Origin of the sequence: Flavobacterium tyrosinilyticum, from assembly GCF_023656565.1 — a bacterium.
GTDB classification, from domain to species: Bacteria; Bacteroidota; Bacteroidia; order Flavobacteriales; family Flavobacteriaceae; genus Flavobacterium; species Flavobacterium tyrosinilyticum.
Window position 1 is genome coordinate 88,801 of record NZ_JAMOKG010000004.1, and the last position, 16,367, is coordinate 105,167.

Here is a 16,367-nt window from a genome sequence, read left to right on the forward strand (position 1 = left end):
GATATCTTTGAACTCTGGTTTACAATCTTGAAAGTAAATCAGAGTTTTTTTTATAAAAAAAACTAAAAAGAAATTGAAAACACCTCAATTGGATTAATTTTGTGCATTGAAAATTACATGCTCAAAATAAATACTAAAACCCAAAAGAGCTGACCAACCAAAAGAAAATAACATCAAGAAAAATAAATGAGTAATTTCAAAAAAATAGTTCCTTTTATATACCCGTATAAAAAATACGCATTCTTAAATATCTTTTTCAATGTTTTGTATGCGCTTTTCAGCACACTTTCGTTTGTGGCTTTAATACCAATGCTTCAGGTATTATTTGAAAAAGGAAAAAAAGTAGAAATAGAACCAGTTTACGAAGGCATTTTTAAAATAAAAGAATATGCCGAAGATTACCTGGCTTACTACATTACCACTGCACAAAAAAACCATGAACCTGGTTATGTTTTATCGGTAATGGTTGCCATTATCATTTCAATCTTTTTACTTAAAAACTTAGCCGATTATTTGGCGATGTTTTTCATCAACTTCCTTAGAAACGGAGTATTAAAGGATATGCGAAATGCATTGTACAAAAAAACACTAGAACTCCCTTTGGCATTTTATTCTGAAAAAAGAAAAGGAGACGTAATTTCTAGAATTTCAGCTGACGTAAACGAGGTTCAAAACTCTTTCTTGGCCATCTTGGAGCTTATTGTAAAAGAACCTTTAACGATTATCTTTACCATAACCACGATGCTTATCATTAGTGCTAAGCTGACTTTGTTTGTTTTCATTTTTATTCCTGTTTCTGGATATATTATTTCATTGATCGGAAAACAGCTTAAAAAACAATCAACCAAAGCCCAAGAAGAGCAAGGAAGATTCCTTTCTACTATCGAAGAAACAATTGGCGGATTAAAAGTTGTAAAAGGATATAATTCTGAAAATTACTTTAATAAAGTTTTTCAAAACTCGACAGAGCGTTTTTTCACTTTATCAAATAGTATTGGAAACCGCCAAAACTTAGCTTCTCCAGCAAGTGAATTTATGGGAATTACTGTAATTGCTATATTACTTTGGTACGGAGGTCAGATGGTTTTGATTGATAAAACATTACAAGGCGCTGCATTTATTGCTTACATGGGATTAGCTTACAACATTCTAACTCCTGCAAAAGCCATTTCTAAAGCTTCTTATGGAGTAAAAAGAGGAAATGCCGCAGCAGAACGTGTTCTTGAAATTTTAGAACAAGAAAACACTATCGTTTCTAAAGAAAATGCTGTAGAAAAAACAACTTTTGATGACAATATCAGTGTTCAAAATGTAAACTTCAAATACGAACAAGAGACCGTTTTAAAAGACTTTTCTCTTCAAATAAAAAAAGGACAAACTGTTGCTCTTGTAGGACAATCTGGAAGCGGAAAAAGTACAATCGCCAATTTATTGACTCGCTTTTACGATGTTAATGATGGCTCTATTTCTATTGACGGAATTAACATTAAAGACATAAATCTGCAATCTCTTCGAAGCCTGATGGGATTGGTAACACAAGACAGCATTTTATTTAATGACACCATTAAAGCAAATATCGCTTTAGGAAAATTAGACGCTACTGATGACGAAATTATCGAAGCACTTAAAATTGCAAATGCTTATGAATTTGTAAAGGATCTTCCGCAAGGAATCTACACCAATATAGGTGATAGCGGAAACAAGCTTTCTGGAGGTCAAAAACAGCGTTTATCTATTGCTCGTGCCGTATTGAAAAATCCGCCGATTATGATTTTAGATGAAGCAACATCGGCTTTGGATACAGAAAGCGAAAAATTTGTTCAGGTTGCGCTTGAAAACATGATGCAAAACAGAACTTCGATTGTAATTGCACACCGTCTTTCTACAATTCAAAAAGCAGATGTGATTGTCGTAATGCAAAAAGGAAAAATCGTTGAGCAGGGAACTCACGAAGAATTAATTGCCCACAACGGAACTTACAATAAACTGGTAACCATGCAGTCTTTCGAATCGTAAGAATACATCAAACACCAGATTAATTTACACAGATTAAGGAAATATTAAAACTCAGTTTAATTTCTTTAATCTGTGTTTATTTTTATAACTTTAGGTTGATTAAGAACAAAACTTGTAACTCTGCCCAAAATGTATCTTAAAAACCCCAACATAAAACTTCCAGATGACTCTGATACTATTGTGTGGAAATATCTTGATTTATCTAAATTTCTAGACCTTTTACTTTCTAAAAAACTGTTCATGTCACGTTCCGACAAGTTTGAAGATCAATACGAAGGCACTTTTAGCGAACCGACTTACGAAGAAATTAAAAAGCTAGCGGCAGATAATACTGAATTTTTAAATTACTACAAAACACACCGCGAAAAAGTAGCCATAAGCAGCTGGCACATTAATGAATATGAATCTTTTGCCATGTGGCAGATTTTCACCAAAAACAACGAAGGCTTAGCTATTCAATCTACAATTGGAAGACTGCAAAAAGCAGTAAAACCAGAAAACAATTTTGACCAGTTTATCGGCGAAGTAAATTACATCGATTACAAAAAAGAATATATTCCGTTTGATGATTTATTCTTTCCGTTTTTATTTAAAAGAAAAAGTTTTCAATATGAAAGAGAAGTCCGTATTCTGAGCGATACGTCCAAAAGCGACATCAAATTAAACGACGGATTAAAGATCAACGTCGACATCAACCAATTAATCGAAAAAATATATATTCACCCAAAATCTGAAAACTGGTACAAAAAACTGGTAATAGAATTGGTTGAACGTTTAGGATTTGGTTTCGAAATTGAGAAATCTGATCTTGAAAGTGATATATTGATTTAGAGATGCTATGGTGCTGAGATGCTAAGATTCTAAGTTTTTTTTCTTGCCACAGATTAAAGGATTAGAAAGATTTTTTCCCCCGTTTCTGATTTGATTATGTTCCGTAGGAACATTTCATCGGTAGAAAAAATTATATTGTTTTGGTTAATTACGTTCCGTAGGAACGTTTGATTTTTGGTATATTTTTTTTTTAAAACAATGCAACGCATCAAACGTTCCTACGGAACGTAAATTGATTTGTCATCATTTTTTTCTACCGACCAGACATTCCTACGGAATGACGGCTTGATGTATAAAAATAAAAAACGTTGTTTTCATTAATAAAAGCAATTTAAAAAAGAGAGGCTGTTTCAATAAGTTGAAACAGCCTCTCTTTTTATAAATCTTTTTAATCCTTTAATCTGTGGCAAGAAAAAAACTTAGAATCTTAGCATCTCAGAACCTTAGATAGGCTTATAACTCTTCACTTCCCATTTTTTAGAAGTCAGGTCTATATAGTTGTAGTGCAACACATCATTTTTATCAAACTGACCATTTTGGTTGGTATCTTCAATGGTTCTAAAATACAGACGATTTTTAGATTCTATCAAACTCCAATCTACCAATTCTTCCAAATCGGCTGAAACTTTTGTAAAATTTTCTCCGCTGATATCGCTTAAGTATAAAGTTTTAATATCGCTTGTATCAATTTTTCCGTCTTTATTAGTATCTGAATCTGTTAATGTATAAACCATAACATTATTATGCGTTTTATCTGCAACGGTTTTCAGAAAAGTAGCCGTTAAAATTAGAACTGGCTTATCTGATAAAGGTCGGATAGAATCTGAATCTATTTTTTGGAATTTTAAATTCTGAAGATATCCTGTAATTTCATATTCTCCTAAATTAGAAATCGTAAAACTTACATCATTAACGCTCGAAGAACCAAATCTTGCCTTAGATCCTCTTTCAAAAACTCTTAAATCTCCAACTGGATGAATTAAATAATTGGTTCCTTCCATTTGAATGGGCAAATCGGCGATTTCAATCTGGGTTGTATCGGTTTTAGTAATGCTCACTTTATTTGAAGCACCGTAACTTACTTTTGGTTTTTGAACTTCTTCTCGGCAGCTTATAACTGTTCCGATCAGTATAAGGGCGATATTTTTAAAATACTTTTTCATCTACAATGATTATATACGATTATCAAATATACTATTTTTGATTGTATTTTTTGTTTTTATTGAATTTTATAACCGATCACGGAGCAGATTAAAGCCTCGCATTAATCTTAACGTTAAAAACTCTCGAAGTCATATAATTTGGAATCGCATATTGATTTTTTGAGTACACATCACGAACCCAAGTATTTGTAATAGCATTTTGATTATTGAAAAGATTAAAAATTTCTAACCCCAAAGACAATTCTTTAAAGTTTTTTAGCCAGCCTGTTTTTGTGTTCTGCGTACTGCTGTCTACAAAGACTTTTGCGAAACCAATATCTGCTCTTCTATAATCATTCAATCTATTTTGATACAAGTATGGATCTGTGTAAGCTGGCGCACCGCCTGGCAATCCTGTATTGTAAACCAAATTCAAATACACTTTTACACTTGGAATATTCGGCATATAATCCTGAAACAGCATCCCAAACTTTAATCTCTGATCTGTCGGACGGGCAATATAACCTTTGTTTTCGTAATTTTCTTCCGTTTTCATGTATCCAAAACTTATCCAAGATTCGGTTCCTGGTACAAATTCGCCGTTTAATCTAAAATCCAAACCTTGCGCATAGGCTTTTGCATTGTTATTAGCAACATAACGAATACGAACATTATCAATAGAATACACGTTTACATCCGAAAGTGATTTATAATAAAGTTCCGTTACCCATTTAAAGGGGCGATTCCACATTTTAAAATTATAATCGTTCCCCAAAACAACATGAATCGCTTCTTGTGCTTTTACATTTGGGTTTACGATGCCTTCCAGATCTCGAAGTTCCCTATAAAATGGCGGTTGATGATACAATCCACCAGAAATTCTAAAAACCATATCGCGATCCCAATCTGGTTTTATTGCAAATTGTGCACGCGGACTTACTACAAATTGTGTCTTTCCTTCTTCTAGTGCTCCAGAAACATTCCATCCTTGAAAACGCGCTCCTAAATGGTACCAAATCTGACTTGAACCAATTTCCGATTGTTTATTCCACTGCGCATAACCAGAAAATCTATTTATGGTATTAAAATTTGTAGCACGAATATCTTGATATGGCAAAAGCGGCCCAGTATAAGGAGTATAGGGCTGATTATTTTTTGGAAGAATAAGCAAAGGCGGATTTATAGAAAATCCAGCAGAATCGATTACTTCCCATTCTACTACACGATCTCGAATAGATTCTCTAGTATATTTTAAACCAAACTCCAATTGGCTTTCTTTCCAGTTCTGAATTCCTTTCAGTTCAATATTTGCAATTAAAGCATCCAAATCGTTTCGGGCATGATTTAGCTGAGAACCAATTCCGCGCGTAAAATCAATAGCCGAAGCATTTTCTGGATCTTCAGCATTTACGCTTCCTAAACGATATTGAGCCAAAATATCAAAATGCTCCTTTTCTGTAGTATGAAATAAAGAACCAATTAATTTTAAAGTAAGTGTAGAAGATGCTTTGTAAGTAGTTTTCAAAGCCCCAAAATAAGTGTCATATTGATCTTTTTCTTGTCCGTCATAATAAACCGAAAGCGCCATAGGCTGATCTGCTGTCCCAAAATTTGTTTGACGAACCAAAGGTTCATATGAATACTTATTTTGAGAAATATTCCCTAAAAAGCTCATTTGCCACTTTTCAGAAATATCGTAATTGATATTCGTTTGAATATCGGCAAAAGTCGGTTTGTAATTCGTCTTTGTATCTTGGCTATTTACTAAAAGGCTATTATTTCTATAACGCACTCCAGTTACCGCTGACCATTTTTTGTTTTTAGAAACTAAATCGACCGCAGCACTCCCTCCTAGAAAACTGGCTTCAAAAGCAGCACCAAATTGAGTTGGCTTGCGATAAGTAATATCCAAAACAGAAGACAATTTATCTCCAAACTTGGCTTGAAATCCGCCAGCAGAAAATTCAACATTCTGCACCAAATCTGTATTCGTAAAACTTAAACCTTCTTGCTGTCCCGAACGAATTAAAAACGGACGATAAACTTCTACTTCATTCACATAAACTAGATTTTCATCATAATTCCCGCCTCGCACCATATATTGCGAACTTAACTCGTTATTGGAATTAACACCTGGAAGCGTTTTCAGAATATTTTCGATTCCAGCATTTGCGCCTGGAATTTTCTTTATAGTTTCTGTATCAACAGATGTAATTCCTTGAACTCGCTTTCTATTTCCAGAAGAAACAAAAACTTCCCCCATTTGCTCCTCAGAATTATTCATAATCGGATTAAAAACAAAAACTTCATTTGTTTTCAAACTAACGGTTAGACTCATCATTTTTAATGAAACGTGGGTAAAAATCAAAGAAACTTTTTTATTTGAAGGAATTACGATTTCATAAAACCCATTCGAATCTGACTGAACAAAAGTATTCTGCCAGGAGACATTCACGCCCGAAACAGGATGTTTCTCTGCATCTAAAATCAACCCTTTAATACGAGCGTTTTGAGCTAATGCAATACAGCTGAAAAATAAAAAGAGAAAAGCGAATGTAAACCTATTTTGACTCAAAGATTTTGGGTTTTATTTTTTTTGACTTCTAAAAAAACGAGTTTCAAAGATAGTAGTATTTCCTACATTATCAACTACCTCAATTTTTAAAACGTTTTCTCCTTCTGCCAAATACTGATCATCAAAAGTATGAGTAATTCTTCTGGCTTTATTTTCATATTCAAACAAAACCCAACTTCCGTTTAAATATCCATTGTAAGACTTAATTCCCGACAAAGCATCGCCTATTGTAAAGTCAATTTTCTTTTGATCGCTAATCCATTTTCCTTCAACTGGTTTTGCAATTTTTATCACTGGCCCGATTGTATCTAGAACCAAACCATATGCGCCTAATATTTTTGCCTTGGCAGTAAAAACGTCTCCTTTTCTAACAGTTCCATTATAGCTTGTTCCTTTACCAATATATAACTTGTCTCGTAATGATTCTGGATAAGTATCGTCTTTTATCGTAATTGTAAAATTAGAATGCACCGGAACCGTATCGTCATGAATAAAAACTTTGTTATTTCTAACATCAAAATTCATATTAAAATCATCATAGAAAGTTCCAGCTGGAAAGAAAACCGACATATTATCTTTCTCAAAGTTAGCATCTCTATTGTACTTAATAAAATATTTTCCGTCTACCGGCTCAGCTTCTACAAGTGGTGTCGCGGCATCAAACTCAATTGGAATGGTCACCGAATTCATGTTTCCAAAATAATCAGAAACTTCGATTTTGTAATTTGAAGTTAAATTAGGTTCCGCTTTTACAATACCACGAAGAGAATCTGTTTTTATAATGCTTAAAGCAAAAGGCGTTTTCATAAAAAGCTTTTGCACGCGCTGTCCAGATTTTTTATAACGAGAATAATCTATCAGAGCATTGATATAACGCATTTCATCAAAAGAATAGGTATTAAATTGATAATTATAATTCTGATTTCCGTTTAAAAAAGTTGAAACATTAAAAACACCATTTTTGTTATGCGAGACATCATCTGTATCTACCGCATTAATTCCGAAACCTATTTTTCCGTTAGCTTTTACTTTAGAAGCTAAATAAGTCCCATCTTTTTGAAGCACCATATTAACCAACAAAGGCTGTTTTGAAAGATTTACAGTACCATTATCCAAAGGATAAGCATATAAACTTGACAAAGTAGGTTTTTTGGTATCTTTCAAATTTTGGTCAAAGCCAAAGAATATCGGATTGATGACAAACTCCGTTTTAGTATCTCTTATTTCAAAATGAAGATGCGGACCTTCAGACGAACCTGTATTTCCAGAAAGGCCAATTATATCTCCTTTTGCAACAGGAAGTTCACCTGGCTTTGGAAACATTTCAATTTCATACGCCTTTTCTTTATAATGCGTTTTTGTTACATAATCCAAAATTGCACCGGTTGGCGTTTGCAAATGTCCATAAACAGAAGTATAACCATTTGGATGCGTGATGTAAATACATTTTCCGTTTCCAAAAGTCGAAATTTTGATTCTCGAAACATATCCATCAGCAATAGCATGCACAGTTAATCCTTCTCTCTGATTGGTTTTCAAATCAAAACCAGCATGAAAATGATTAGGCCTTAACTCTCCAAAATTACCCGAAAGTTGCATCGGAATATCTAATGGAGGACGAAAATAGTCTTTAGGATATTGCGTTTGAGCAAATATAAAATTACAAATCAAAAGGGTAAAGGCAGAAAATCTCATAAGCAACATTTTTGCTAAGATAAAGAAAAATAGCGCAATAAAAGCAAGAAAAAACTTATAATTATACAATTAATTGAATTACATATATTTATCTATTTTAACGTAAAAAAATCGATAAAAAATTGCATTAATAAAAAGGAATATTAACTTTGTAGGATTAAGTAATGAATAGGATGTATAATGAGTGTAATTGCAGAAATAATTGATACTCTTGAATATAAAGCCCAAAAGCTTTTTGAGAAATCAAAAGGTTTGGAGCAAAACAATCAAGTATTACGATTAGAATTAGCCAAAGCTACGCAAATTATCCAGAAACAATCTGAGGAAATGGAGGCTTTGAAAAAGCAAAATGAAACACTTAAGATAGCCAATTCGTTGCTTGGCAGCGACAATAACAAGAGAGAGACAAAGCTTAAAATAAATTCATTAATTCGCGAAATTGATTACTGTATAGCACAACTATCAGATTAATAATATGGACGGAAAGCTTAGAATTAAAATATCAATTGCAGACCGCGTTTACCCGCTTACGGTTGAACCTAGTCAAGAAGAAGGACTTAGAAGTGCTTCAAAAAAAATTGATGCTATGATAAAGCAGTTCGAAGAAAATTACGCGGTTCGTGACAAACAAGATGTTCTAGCCATGTGTGCATTACAATTTGCATCGCAAGTAGAACAAAAACAAATTGATAACGCAATCGATGGAGAAGAGACTATCGAAAGAATTAAAAGATTAAATTCGCTTTTAGATCAATATCTCGAAAAATAAACGTTCTTTACAGAAACTAAGATACTGCCTACATTAGTTCACAATTGGTAAACTCAACACTAACAATTTAGAATGAGCAAATCGTCGCTACTATAGTATGCCCTCCATTTGGCTGGGAAACTTGAACAGTGAGTTAGCTCAAAACTTGTCTTTACGAGTTTATACAAGCAATTAATGTAGGCTTTTTTTATATATAAACCCTAACAAACATGGACATCATAACGATCATTATTGGTATTGTAGGTATTGCAGCAGGATTTGCAATAGCTAAAATTATCGAGAAAAGTAATATTTCAAACCTAATTAAAAACGCTAAAAAAGAAGCAGCTTCTATCTTAAAAGACGCTAATTTGGAAGCTGAAAATATCAAAAAAGATAAAATTCTTCAAGCAAAAGAACGTTTTATCGAACTTAAATCAGAACACGAACAAGTTATTTTAGCAAGAGACAAAAAAGTTGCTGAAGTAGAAAAACGTGTACGCGATAAAGAATCTCAAGTTTCTAACGAACTTTCTAAAGCTAAAAAAGTTAACGACGACTTTGAGGCTAAAACTGCCGAATACAACAACAAAATTGAGGTTTTAGACAAAAAACAAGCTGAAGTTGACAAACTTCATAAAAGTCAATTACAACAATTAGAAGTAATTTCTGGTCTTTCAGCTGAAGAAGCAAAAGAGCAATTGGTTGAAGGTTTAAAAGCTGAAGCTAAAACAAAAGCAATGTCTCATATTCAAGAAACTATTGAAGAGGCAAAATTAACTGCACAGCAGGAAGCTAAAAAAATCATCATCAACACTATTCAAAGAGTTGGAACTGAAGAAGCAGTTGAAAACTGCGTTTCTGTTTTCAACATTGAATCTGACGATGTAAAAGGACGTATTATTGGTCGTGAAGGACGTAACATTAGAGCTCTTGAAGCTGCAACTGGAGTTGAAATCATTGTTGATGATACACCAGAAGCTATCATTCTTTCTTGTTTTGATCCTGTTCGTAGAGAAATTGCTCGTTTATCTTTACACAAATTAGTAACTGACGGACGTATTCACCCAGCTCGTATCGAAGAAGTTGTTGCTAAGACAGCTAAACAAATTGATGACGAAATTATCGAAGTAGGAAAACGTACCGTAATCGACTTAGGAATTCACGGTTTACACCCAGAATTAATTAAAGTGGTGGGTAGAATGAAATACCGTTCTTCTTACGGACAAAACTTATTACAACACTCGAGAGAGGTTTCTAAACTTTGCGGTATCATGGCTGCAGAATTAGGATTAAACGTAAAACTAGCCAAAAGAGCTGGTTTATTACACGATATCGGAAAAGTGCCAGATACAGAAAGTGATTTACCACACGCACTTTTAGGTATGCAGTGGGCTGAGAAATACGGCGAGAAAGAAGAAGTATGCAACGCGATTGGAGCTCACCACGACGAGATTGAAATGAAATCTTTATTGTCTCCAATCATTCAGGTTTGTGACGCCATTTCTGGAGCAAGACCAGGAGCAAGACGTCAGGTTCTTGATTCTTACATCCAACGTCTTAAAGATCTTGAAGATGTAGCTTACGGATTCAGCGGAGTTAAAAATGCTTATGCAATCCAAGCTGGTAGAGAATTGCGTGTAATTGTAGAAAGTGAAAAAGTTTCTGATGACAACGCTGCAAACTTATCTTTTGAAATTTCGCAAAAAATCCAAACTGAAATGACTTACCCTGGACAAGTAAAAGTTACAGTTATTAGAGAAACTAGAGCTGTAAATATTGCTAAATAATCTTAGGAACATATACAAAAAATAAAGGCTGTCAATTGACAGCCTTTATTTTTATATCTCTATTTAAGTTTTACATATCATTAAAAACGATTTTAAAGCTGGTACCCACTCCTACTTCACTTTCTACTTCAACCGTTCCTTTCATAGCCTCAATTTGATTTCTTGTAATATACAATCCGATACCTCGAGCTTCTTCGTGTTTATGAAAAGTTTTATACATTCCGAATATTAAGTCGCCATAAACCTTCAAATCGATTCCTAGACCATTATCTGAAATCTTAAGCGATTTAAAGCCTTCTGGCTCTATTGCAAAATCAAACGTAATTACTGGATCACGATCAGGATGTGCATACTTAATTGCGTTTGTAGTAAAATTCAGTAAAACGCTTTCCATATACGCCGGATTAAAATTAATCGTGAGATACTTCGGAACGTTGTTGATTATCGTTACTTTTCGCTGTTTATCATAACCTTTAATTGTCGAAATTGTCTTCTCGATATACTCGCAAAGCTTTAATGGAACGACTGCAATATTAATATTGCTTTGGGTTTTTACAATTTGGGTAAGATTTGAAATAGTCTCATTGAGATCGTTAGAAACAGCTCGCAAGTATTCCAGCATTTCAGCTACAGTTTGCTTACTAACATCAGCATCGATAAGATCTAAAATCGATTTTATGTTTCCAGCCTGCGTATTTAAATTGTGGGAAACAATATGTGAAAAATTCAATAAACGACTGTTTTGATCACTGTACAGTTTCATCGTTTTCAAAAGCTCCAGTTCTTTTTCTTTTTGCGCAGATACATCTGTATGGGTTCCAATTACACGTAGAGGCTTTCCATTTTCATCCCGTTTAATCACTTTTCCCCGATCCAAGATCCATTTGTAGTTCCCACTCGAAGTCATTACACGATGATAATTTTCGTAAAACGGAATCTTATTGTCAAAATGTTCATGAATATCGGAGTAATATTTTGGAAGATCATCAGGATGAACGATTTTATCCCAACGCTCCGGATCATCAAAAATATCGGTAGATTCCAGTTCTAAAATTTTAAGAGACAGAGACGAATAAAAAACACTATTCGTAACCATATCCCAGTCCCATATTCCAACCGTGGAAGCATCAAGAGCAAATTGAAAACGTTCTTCAGAAATCTTAAGTTTCTCTTCTTTATCTTTCAGCTCCGTAATATCTGAAACATGTCCATAGAAAATTACGTTTCCATTTGCAGAAGATTCTGTTTTAGAGGAAACCCTAAACCAGCGCATTCCTTTTTTTGGAAGAAGAGCTCTAAACTCAATTTCCCAAGGCTTTATTTCTTTTCTAGCCTTGACCAAAGACTGAAAAAAAAGCTCACGATCCTGTGGTAGAATTCGATCGTAAACTATAAACTTTATATCATTATTAAAATCCACTGCTGAAATTTCAAATATTTCATCGGCCGATTTACTTACGAGTGGAAAGGTGTAATTATTATCAGCATCAATAACAAACTGAAAAAGCAGGTCGGGCATTTCGGCCAACAATTTTTTGTAAAAATTATTTACCTCCAAGCAATCGTCATTTCCATATAAATCAAAAACCATATACTACTTTTTTATGTAAATAAGATATTCCGAACTTATTCGGGACAAGCAAAATAAAACATCATATTTTGCTGTATTTAATTCCTTTTAACGCAAATTTTTAACACAATATATAAATTTTCAAAACAAAAAACGTACAATACAATAAAAAATTACTTTCTCGGATGAAAACTATGCATAACCTCTTTTAAAAAACTGCGATCTAGATGAACATAAATTTCTGTTGTTGTAATAGATTCGTGCCCTAACATTAATTGAATTGATCTCAAATCTGCACCATTTTCAAGCAAATGTGTAGCAAAAGAATGGCGTAATGTATGCGGACTTATACTCTTCTTCAATCCCATTTTTTGTGCAAGATCTTTAATGATAGTAAACACCATCGCGCGGGTTAACTGATTTCCTCTTCTATTCAAAAATAAAGTGTCTTCTGCTCCTTTTTTAATATTGAGATTACAACGAATTGCATTTCTATAAATATCAATATATTTCTGAGTTAATGATCCTATCGGAACAAACCTTTCTTTGTTTCCTTTACCCGTAATTTTAATAAAACCTTCATCAAAAAACAGATCCGATATTTTTAGCGAGATCAACTCAGAAACACGAAGTCCGCAGCCATAAAGAGTTTCCAGCATGGCGCGGTTTCGCTCGCCTTCGTTGGTGCTTAAATCGATAGTTTCAATCAAAGCATCGATTTCCTGAAGCGATAAAGTATCGGGTAATTTACGGCCTGTTTTGGGTGCTTCAATTAATTCTAAAGGATTATCATTTCGATAATCTTCAAAAACCAGATAATTGAAGAAACTTTTGAGTCCAGAAATCATCCTTGCCTGCGATCTCGGATTTACTTCTTTGGCAACCGAATAAATAAATTGCTGTAATGTTTCATCTGAAATTTTTATCGGCGAAACATCAATTTGATTGGTTTCTAAAAAAAGACACAAACGTTCGATATCAAAGCCGTAGTTTTCGATTGTATTTTTAGACAAACCTCTCTCAATCCTCAAGTACGACTGATAATCCTTTATATATCTACTCCAATTCATATTTACAAAGTAAGTAATTTTTTGGCATAAAAAAACCTTCCGTTATCGGGAAGGCTTTTTGAATTATTTTAAAATTCAAATTAGAATTTATACGCTAAAGAAATCTGAAAATTACCATTTTTTGCACTATCATAATAATCTTCTGAATTATCAATATCATTATCAGAAATAGGAGATAAACCGATAGTGTAACGAAGACCTACAGAAAAATTATCTGTAAAATTATAACCTGCTCCTAAATTAAAACCTAAATCTGTTGATCTTGTATAATCTTTAAAGTCTTCACCGTCTGATTTAGCTGACAATAAAATACCAAGCTGTGGACCTGCTTCAACGCTAAATTTATTATCAACAATATAATATTTTGCTAATACAGGAATATTCAAATAATTTAATTTTAAGTCTCCATCGTTGCCAAAAGGACCGTCAAATTTAGCGCCTTGAGCAGAAAATAATAACTCAGGCTGAATAAAAAACTTTTCCACTACATGGATTTCGGCTAAACCACCAACATGAAATCCCACTAATGATTTAGTATTGTCTACATCTCCTCCAACAATACTTGAAATATTAAGACCTCCTTTTACTCCAAATCTAGTTGACTGAGCATTTGTGAATGCAAAAGCCATAATTGCAATGGCAGATAAGATAATTTTTTTCATTTTAATTTGTTTTGGGTTAAATTAATTACATCAAATATAAAAATATTCTTCATAAATCTATATTAGGTTTTTAATAAATAAAATGGTAAATATTAGAGTAATTGTTAATTTTGAATTAAGCTTATTTAAAATTAGAATTTTCCAACATAAAAAAAAGACCTTCCTTAAAAATTAAGGAAAGTCTTTAAAAAACTAACTAAATGTTTTTCTTATTAGAATTTATATAAAACTCCTATTTTTACATCTCTTAAATCAGATCCTAAGTAAAAAGAATTTGTTTTGTCGGCACCATCACCTCCATTATCGTTCACTTTGTAGTTTAATCCAGCCCAGCTTGCCTCAATAGCAAAATGACTAGATAAGAAATAGCTTAAACCTAATCCTAAGCCCACACCAAATTCGTTTTCTTTAGCATCTCCAGGTTTTACTTTGTAATGCCCATAATCAAGACCTGCCTGACCAAAAACTGAAAACTGAGAAGCTGGAGTGAAATAATATCTACCATAAACTCCCGTTGTAAAACCAGAAGTTTTCACATCATTTTCTTTGACAGAAGTATATCCCAATTTTGCTCCAATCGCGATATTTTCAGATACAAAATATCCAATTGTCGGTTCAATTTCAAATCCATTAGCTTTTGCATCTCCTGTTTTCTTAGATGCAATCCCTACTGCACCAGAAATAAATGTATCTCCTTTAGAGAATCCTGTTGTTTGTGCATTTGCAAAACTAAACCCCATTACTGCAATAGCAGCCAAAACAATTTTTTTCATAATTTTTAAAATATTATTTGATTAATATTCGGCAAAACTAAGATTAGACTTACAAAAAATACTCCGCTATAAGTTTAAAAAGTATTAGAATAAGACAAAAATAAAATCAAGACATACCAATTGAAAATCAAATATTTGAAAGAAGAAAAGAGGTTTTTCAAACATAAAAAATCAGTTTGAGTGGGAATTTTAGTAATTATTTAATCAAAATTATAATGCAATAAAATGCTAAATATGTAGTTTTGAACTTTAAATAACATTTTAAAATACCAATTTTTAAAAACCTTTTTATGAAGAAAATACTTTTAGCAGCTGTTTTGTTTTTAGCAACATCAGCAGCAGTACAAGCACAATTACTAAAATTAGGAGTAAAAGCAGGGGTTAACTTTGCAAGCCAAACTGGAGATTTTCCAGATCAAATCGATAAAGAAGGAATCACTAGCTACCACGCTGGTTTAGTTGCAGAAGTAAAATTATTAGACAAGTTCTCTATTCAACCAGAGCTATTGTACTCTACTACAGGTGCATCTTATAAATTTAGCGATGTAAGTGAAGATGTTAAAAATGAACTAGGTTATATCGCTATTCCTGTAATGGCTAAATTTTACTTAAACAACACTTTCAGCTTAGAGGTTGGTCCACAAGCTTCTTTCTTAGTAAGTGAAAGAAATGATTTCGATGTTAAAAATGGTGAAACATTCGAATTCGGTGTAAATGCAGGTTTAGGCGTTAAACTTACTGAAAACATCTTTTTGCAAGGTCGTTATGGTTTAGGTTTGACAGAGGCTTCTAAAAATGCAGACATCAAAAACTCTGTATTCCAGATTTCTGCTGGATTCATGTTCTAAAAAATATATTACATACTTTTACAAAAACCGTTCTATTTATTAGTGCGGTTTTTTTTATTTTTACACAGTTCAATGACAATTGCAAAAATCAATAGCAATGTCAATATCTCAAAATAAAAAATACATATGAAAATCTGCATTATCAACGGACCCAATTTAAATCTTTTAGGAAAAAGAGAACCAGAAGTTTACGGAAGCCAAACCTTTGAAGATTATTTTGAAACGTTGAAACAAAAATTTCCAAACATCGAACTTTCGTATTTTCAAAGTAATATTGAAGGTGAATTAATTGGTAAAATTCAAGAATGTGGTTTTAGTTATGATGGAATTATTTTAAATGCAGGCGCATACACGCATACTTCTATTGGTTTGGGAGATGCAATGAAAGCCGTTACAACTCCTGTAATAGAAGTTCATATTTCTAATACTTATGCTAGAGAAAGTTTTAGACATCAGTCTTATCTATCTGGAAATGCCAAAGGTGTTATTCTAGGATTTGGTTTAAAAAGTTACGAATTAGCGATTCAGTCGTTTTTGTAATTTTTTAAACAAATGTCATCCTAAGCAAAGTCGAAAGCTAATAGAAACCCGATGAGGCTTCGGCTTCGCTCAGTCTGATAAACAAATCAGTAGTTTCTTATCGAATT

Annotated in this window: 14 protein-coding genes; 7 read left to right on the forward strand and 7 right to left on the reverse strand. The window is 33.0% G+C overall.

Features of this window, described 5'->3' with window-relative positions; translation table 11 throughout:
* Positions 1-186: 186 nt before the first annotated feature.
* Together NCC77_RS20530 and NCC77_RS20535 are read left to right on the forward strand one after the other, a co-directional pair.
* Entirely contained in the window at positions 187-2,016 is a 1,830-nt protein-coding gene (locus tag NCC77_RS20530) for an ABC transporter ATP-binding protein (protein WP_250837254.1), read from the forward strand.
* 129 nt (positions 2,017-2,145) lie between these two features.
* Positions 2,146-2,847, forward strand: a complete 702-nt coding sequence (locus tag NCC77_RS20535) for a hypothetical protein (protein ID WP_250837255.1) — start codon at positions 2,146-2,148, stop codon at positions 2,845-2,847.
* Between the two features lie 443 nt (positions 2,848-3,290).
* Here the strand turns inward: NCC77_RS20535 and NCC77_RS20540 are convergent, their stop codons facing one another.
* The 3 genes from NCC77_RS20540 to NCC77_RS20550 form a co-directional block, all read right to left on the reverse strand.
* Positions 3,291-4,010, reverse strand: a complete 720-nt coding sequence (locus NCC77_RS20540; protein ID WP_250837256.1) for a CREC-EF hand family protein — start codon at positions 4,008-4,010, stop codon at positions 3,291-3,293.
* Positions 4,011-4,098: 88 nt separating this feature from the next.
* Positions 4,099-6,564: a TonB-dependent receptor plug domain-containing protein gene (locus NCC77_RS20545; RefSeq protein ID WP_250837257.1), complete on the reverse strand. Its 2,466-nt coding sequence runs from the start codon at positions 6,562-6,564 to the stop codon at positions 4,099-4,101.
* A 12-nt stretch (positions 6,565-6,576) separates the two neighbouring features.
* Complete coding sequence (locus NCC77_RS20550; protein WP_250837258.1) at positions 6,577-8,259, reverse strand: M23 family metallopeptidase; 1,683 nt, start codon at positions 8,257-8,259, stop codon at positions 6,577-6,579.
* 180 nt (positions 8,260-8,439) lie between these two features.
* Between NCC77_RS20550 and NCC77_RS20555 the strand changes: the two genes are divergently transcribed.
* The 3 genes from NCC77_RS20555 to rny all read left to right on the forward strand — a co-directional run bounded on the left by NCC77_RS20555 (position 8,440) and on the right by rny (position 10,797).
* The gene (locus tag NCC77_RS20555) at positions 8,440-8,730 is read left to right on the forward strand and encodes a hypothetical protein (RefSeq protein WP_250837259.1); all 291 of its coding nucleotides are present in this window, start codon (positions 8,440-8,442) and stop codon (positions 8,728-8,730) included.
* Between the two features lie 4 nt (positions 8,731-8,734).
* Positions 8,735-9,028: a cell division protein ZapA gene (locus NCC77_RS20560; RefSeq protein ID WP_250837260.1), complete on the forward strand. Its 294-nt coding sequence runs from the start codon at positions 8,735-8,737 to the stop codon at positions 9,026-9,028.
* Positions 9,029-9,237: 209 nt separating this feature from the next.
* Positions 9,238-10,797 carry a ribonuclease Y gene (rny, locus tag NCC77_RS20565; protein WP_091497308.1) on the forward strand — a complete coding sequence of 520 codons (1,560 nt, stop codon included), beginning with the start codon at positions 9,238-9,240 and terminating at the stop codon, positions 10,795-10,797.
* Between the two features lie 70 nt (positions 10,798-10,867).
* Here the strand turns inward: rny and NCC77_RS20570 are convergent, their stop codons facing one another.
* The 4 genes from NCC77_RS20570 to NCC77_RS20585 all read right to left on the reverse strand — a co-directional run bounded on the left by NCC77_RS20570 (position 10,868) and on the right by NCC77_RS20585 (position 14,872).
* Positions 10,868-12,388: a PAS domain-containing sensor histidine kinase gene (locus NCC77_RS20570; protein ID WP_250837261.1), complete on the reverse strand. Its 1,521-nt coding sequence runs from the start codon at positions 12,386-12,388 to the stop codon at positions 10,868-10,870.
* Positions 12,389-12,540: 152 nt separating this feature from the next.
* Entirely contained in the window at positions 12,541-13,437 is an 897-nt protein-coding gene (xerD, locus tag NCC77_RS20575; RefSeq protein WP_250837262.1) for a site-specific tyrosine recombinase XerD, read from the reverse strand.
* Between the two features lie 80 nt (positions 13,438-13,517).
* Entirely contained in the window at positions 13,518-14,099 is a 582-nt protein-coding gene (locus NCC77_RS20580; protein ID WP_250837263.1) for a porin family protein, read from the reverse strand.
* Positions 14,100-14,311: 212 nt separating this feature from the next.
* Positions 14,312-14,872 (reverse strand): porin family protein, encoded by a 561-nt coding sequence (locus NCC77_RS20585; protein ID WP_250837264.1) that lies wholly within the window; start codon positions 14,870-14,872, stop codon positions 14,312-14,314.
* Positions 14,873-15,162: 290 nt separating this feature from the next.
* Here NCC77_RS20585 and NCC77_RS20590 point away from each other — a divergent pair, with 290 nt between their 5' ends.
* Positions 15,163-15,720 carry a porin family protein gene (locus NCC77_RS20590; protein WP_095929494.1) on the forward strand — a complete coding sequence of 186 codons (558 nt, stop codon included), beginning with the start codon at positions 15,163-15,165 and terminating at the stop codon, positions 15,718-15,720.
* A 126-nt stretch (positions 15,721-15,846) separates the two neighbouring features.
* Positions 15,847-16,260 (forward strand): type II 3-dehydroquinate dehydratase, encoded by a 414-nt coding sequence (gene aroQ / locus NCC77_RS20595; RefSeq protein ID WP_250837265.1) that lies wholly within the window; start codon positions 15,847-15,849, stop codon positions 16,258-16,260.
* Positions 16,261-16,367: the final 107 nt, after the last annotated feature.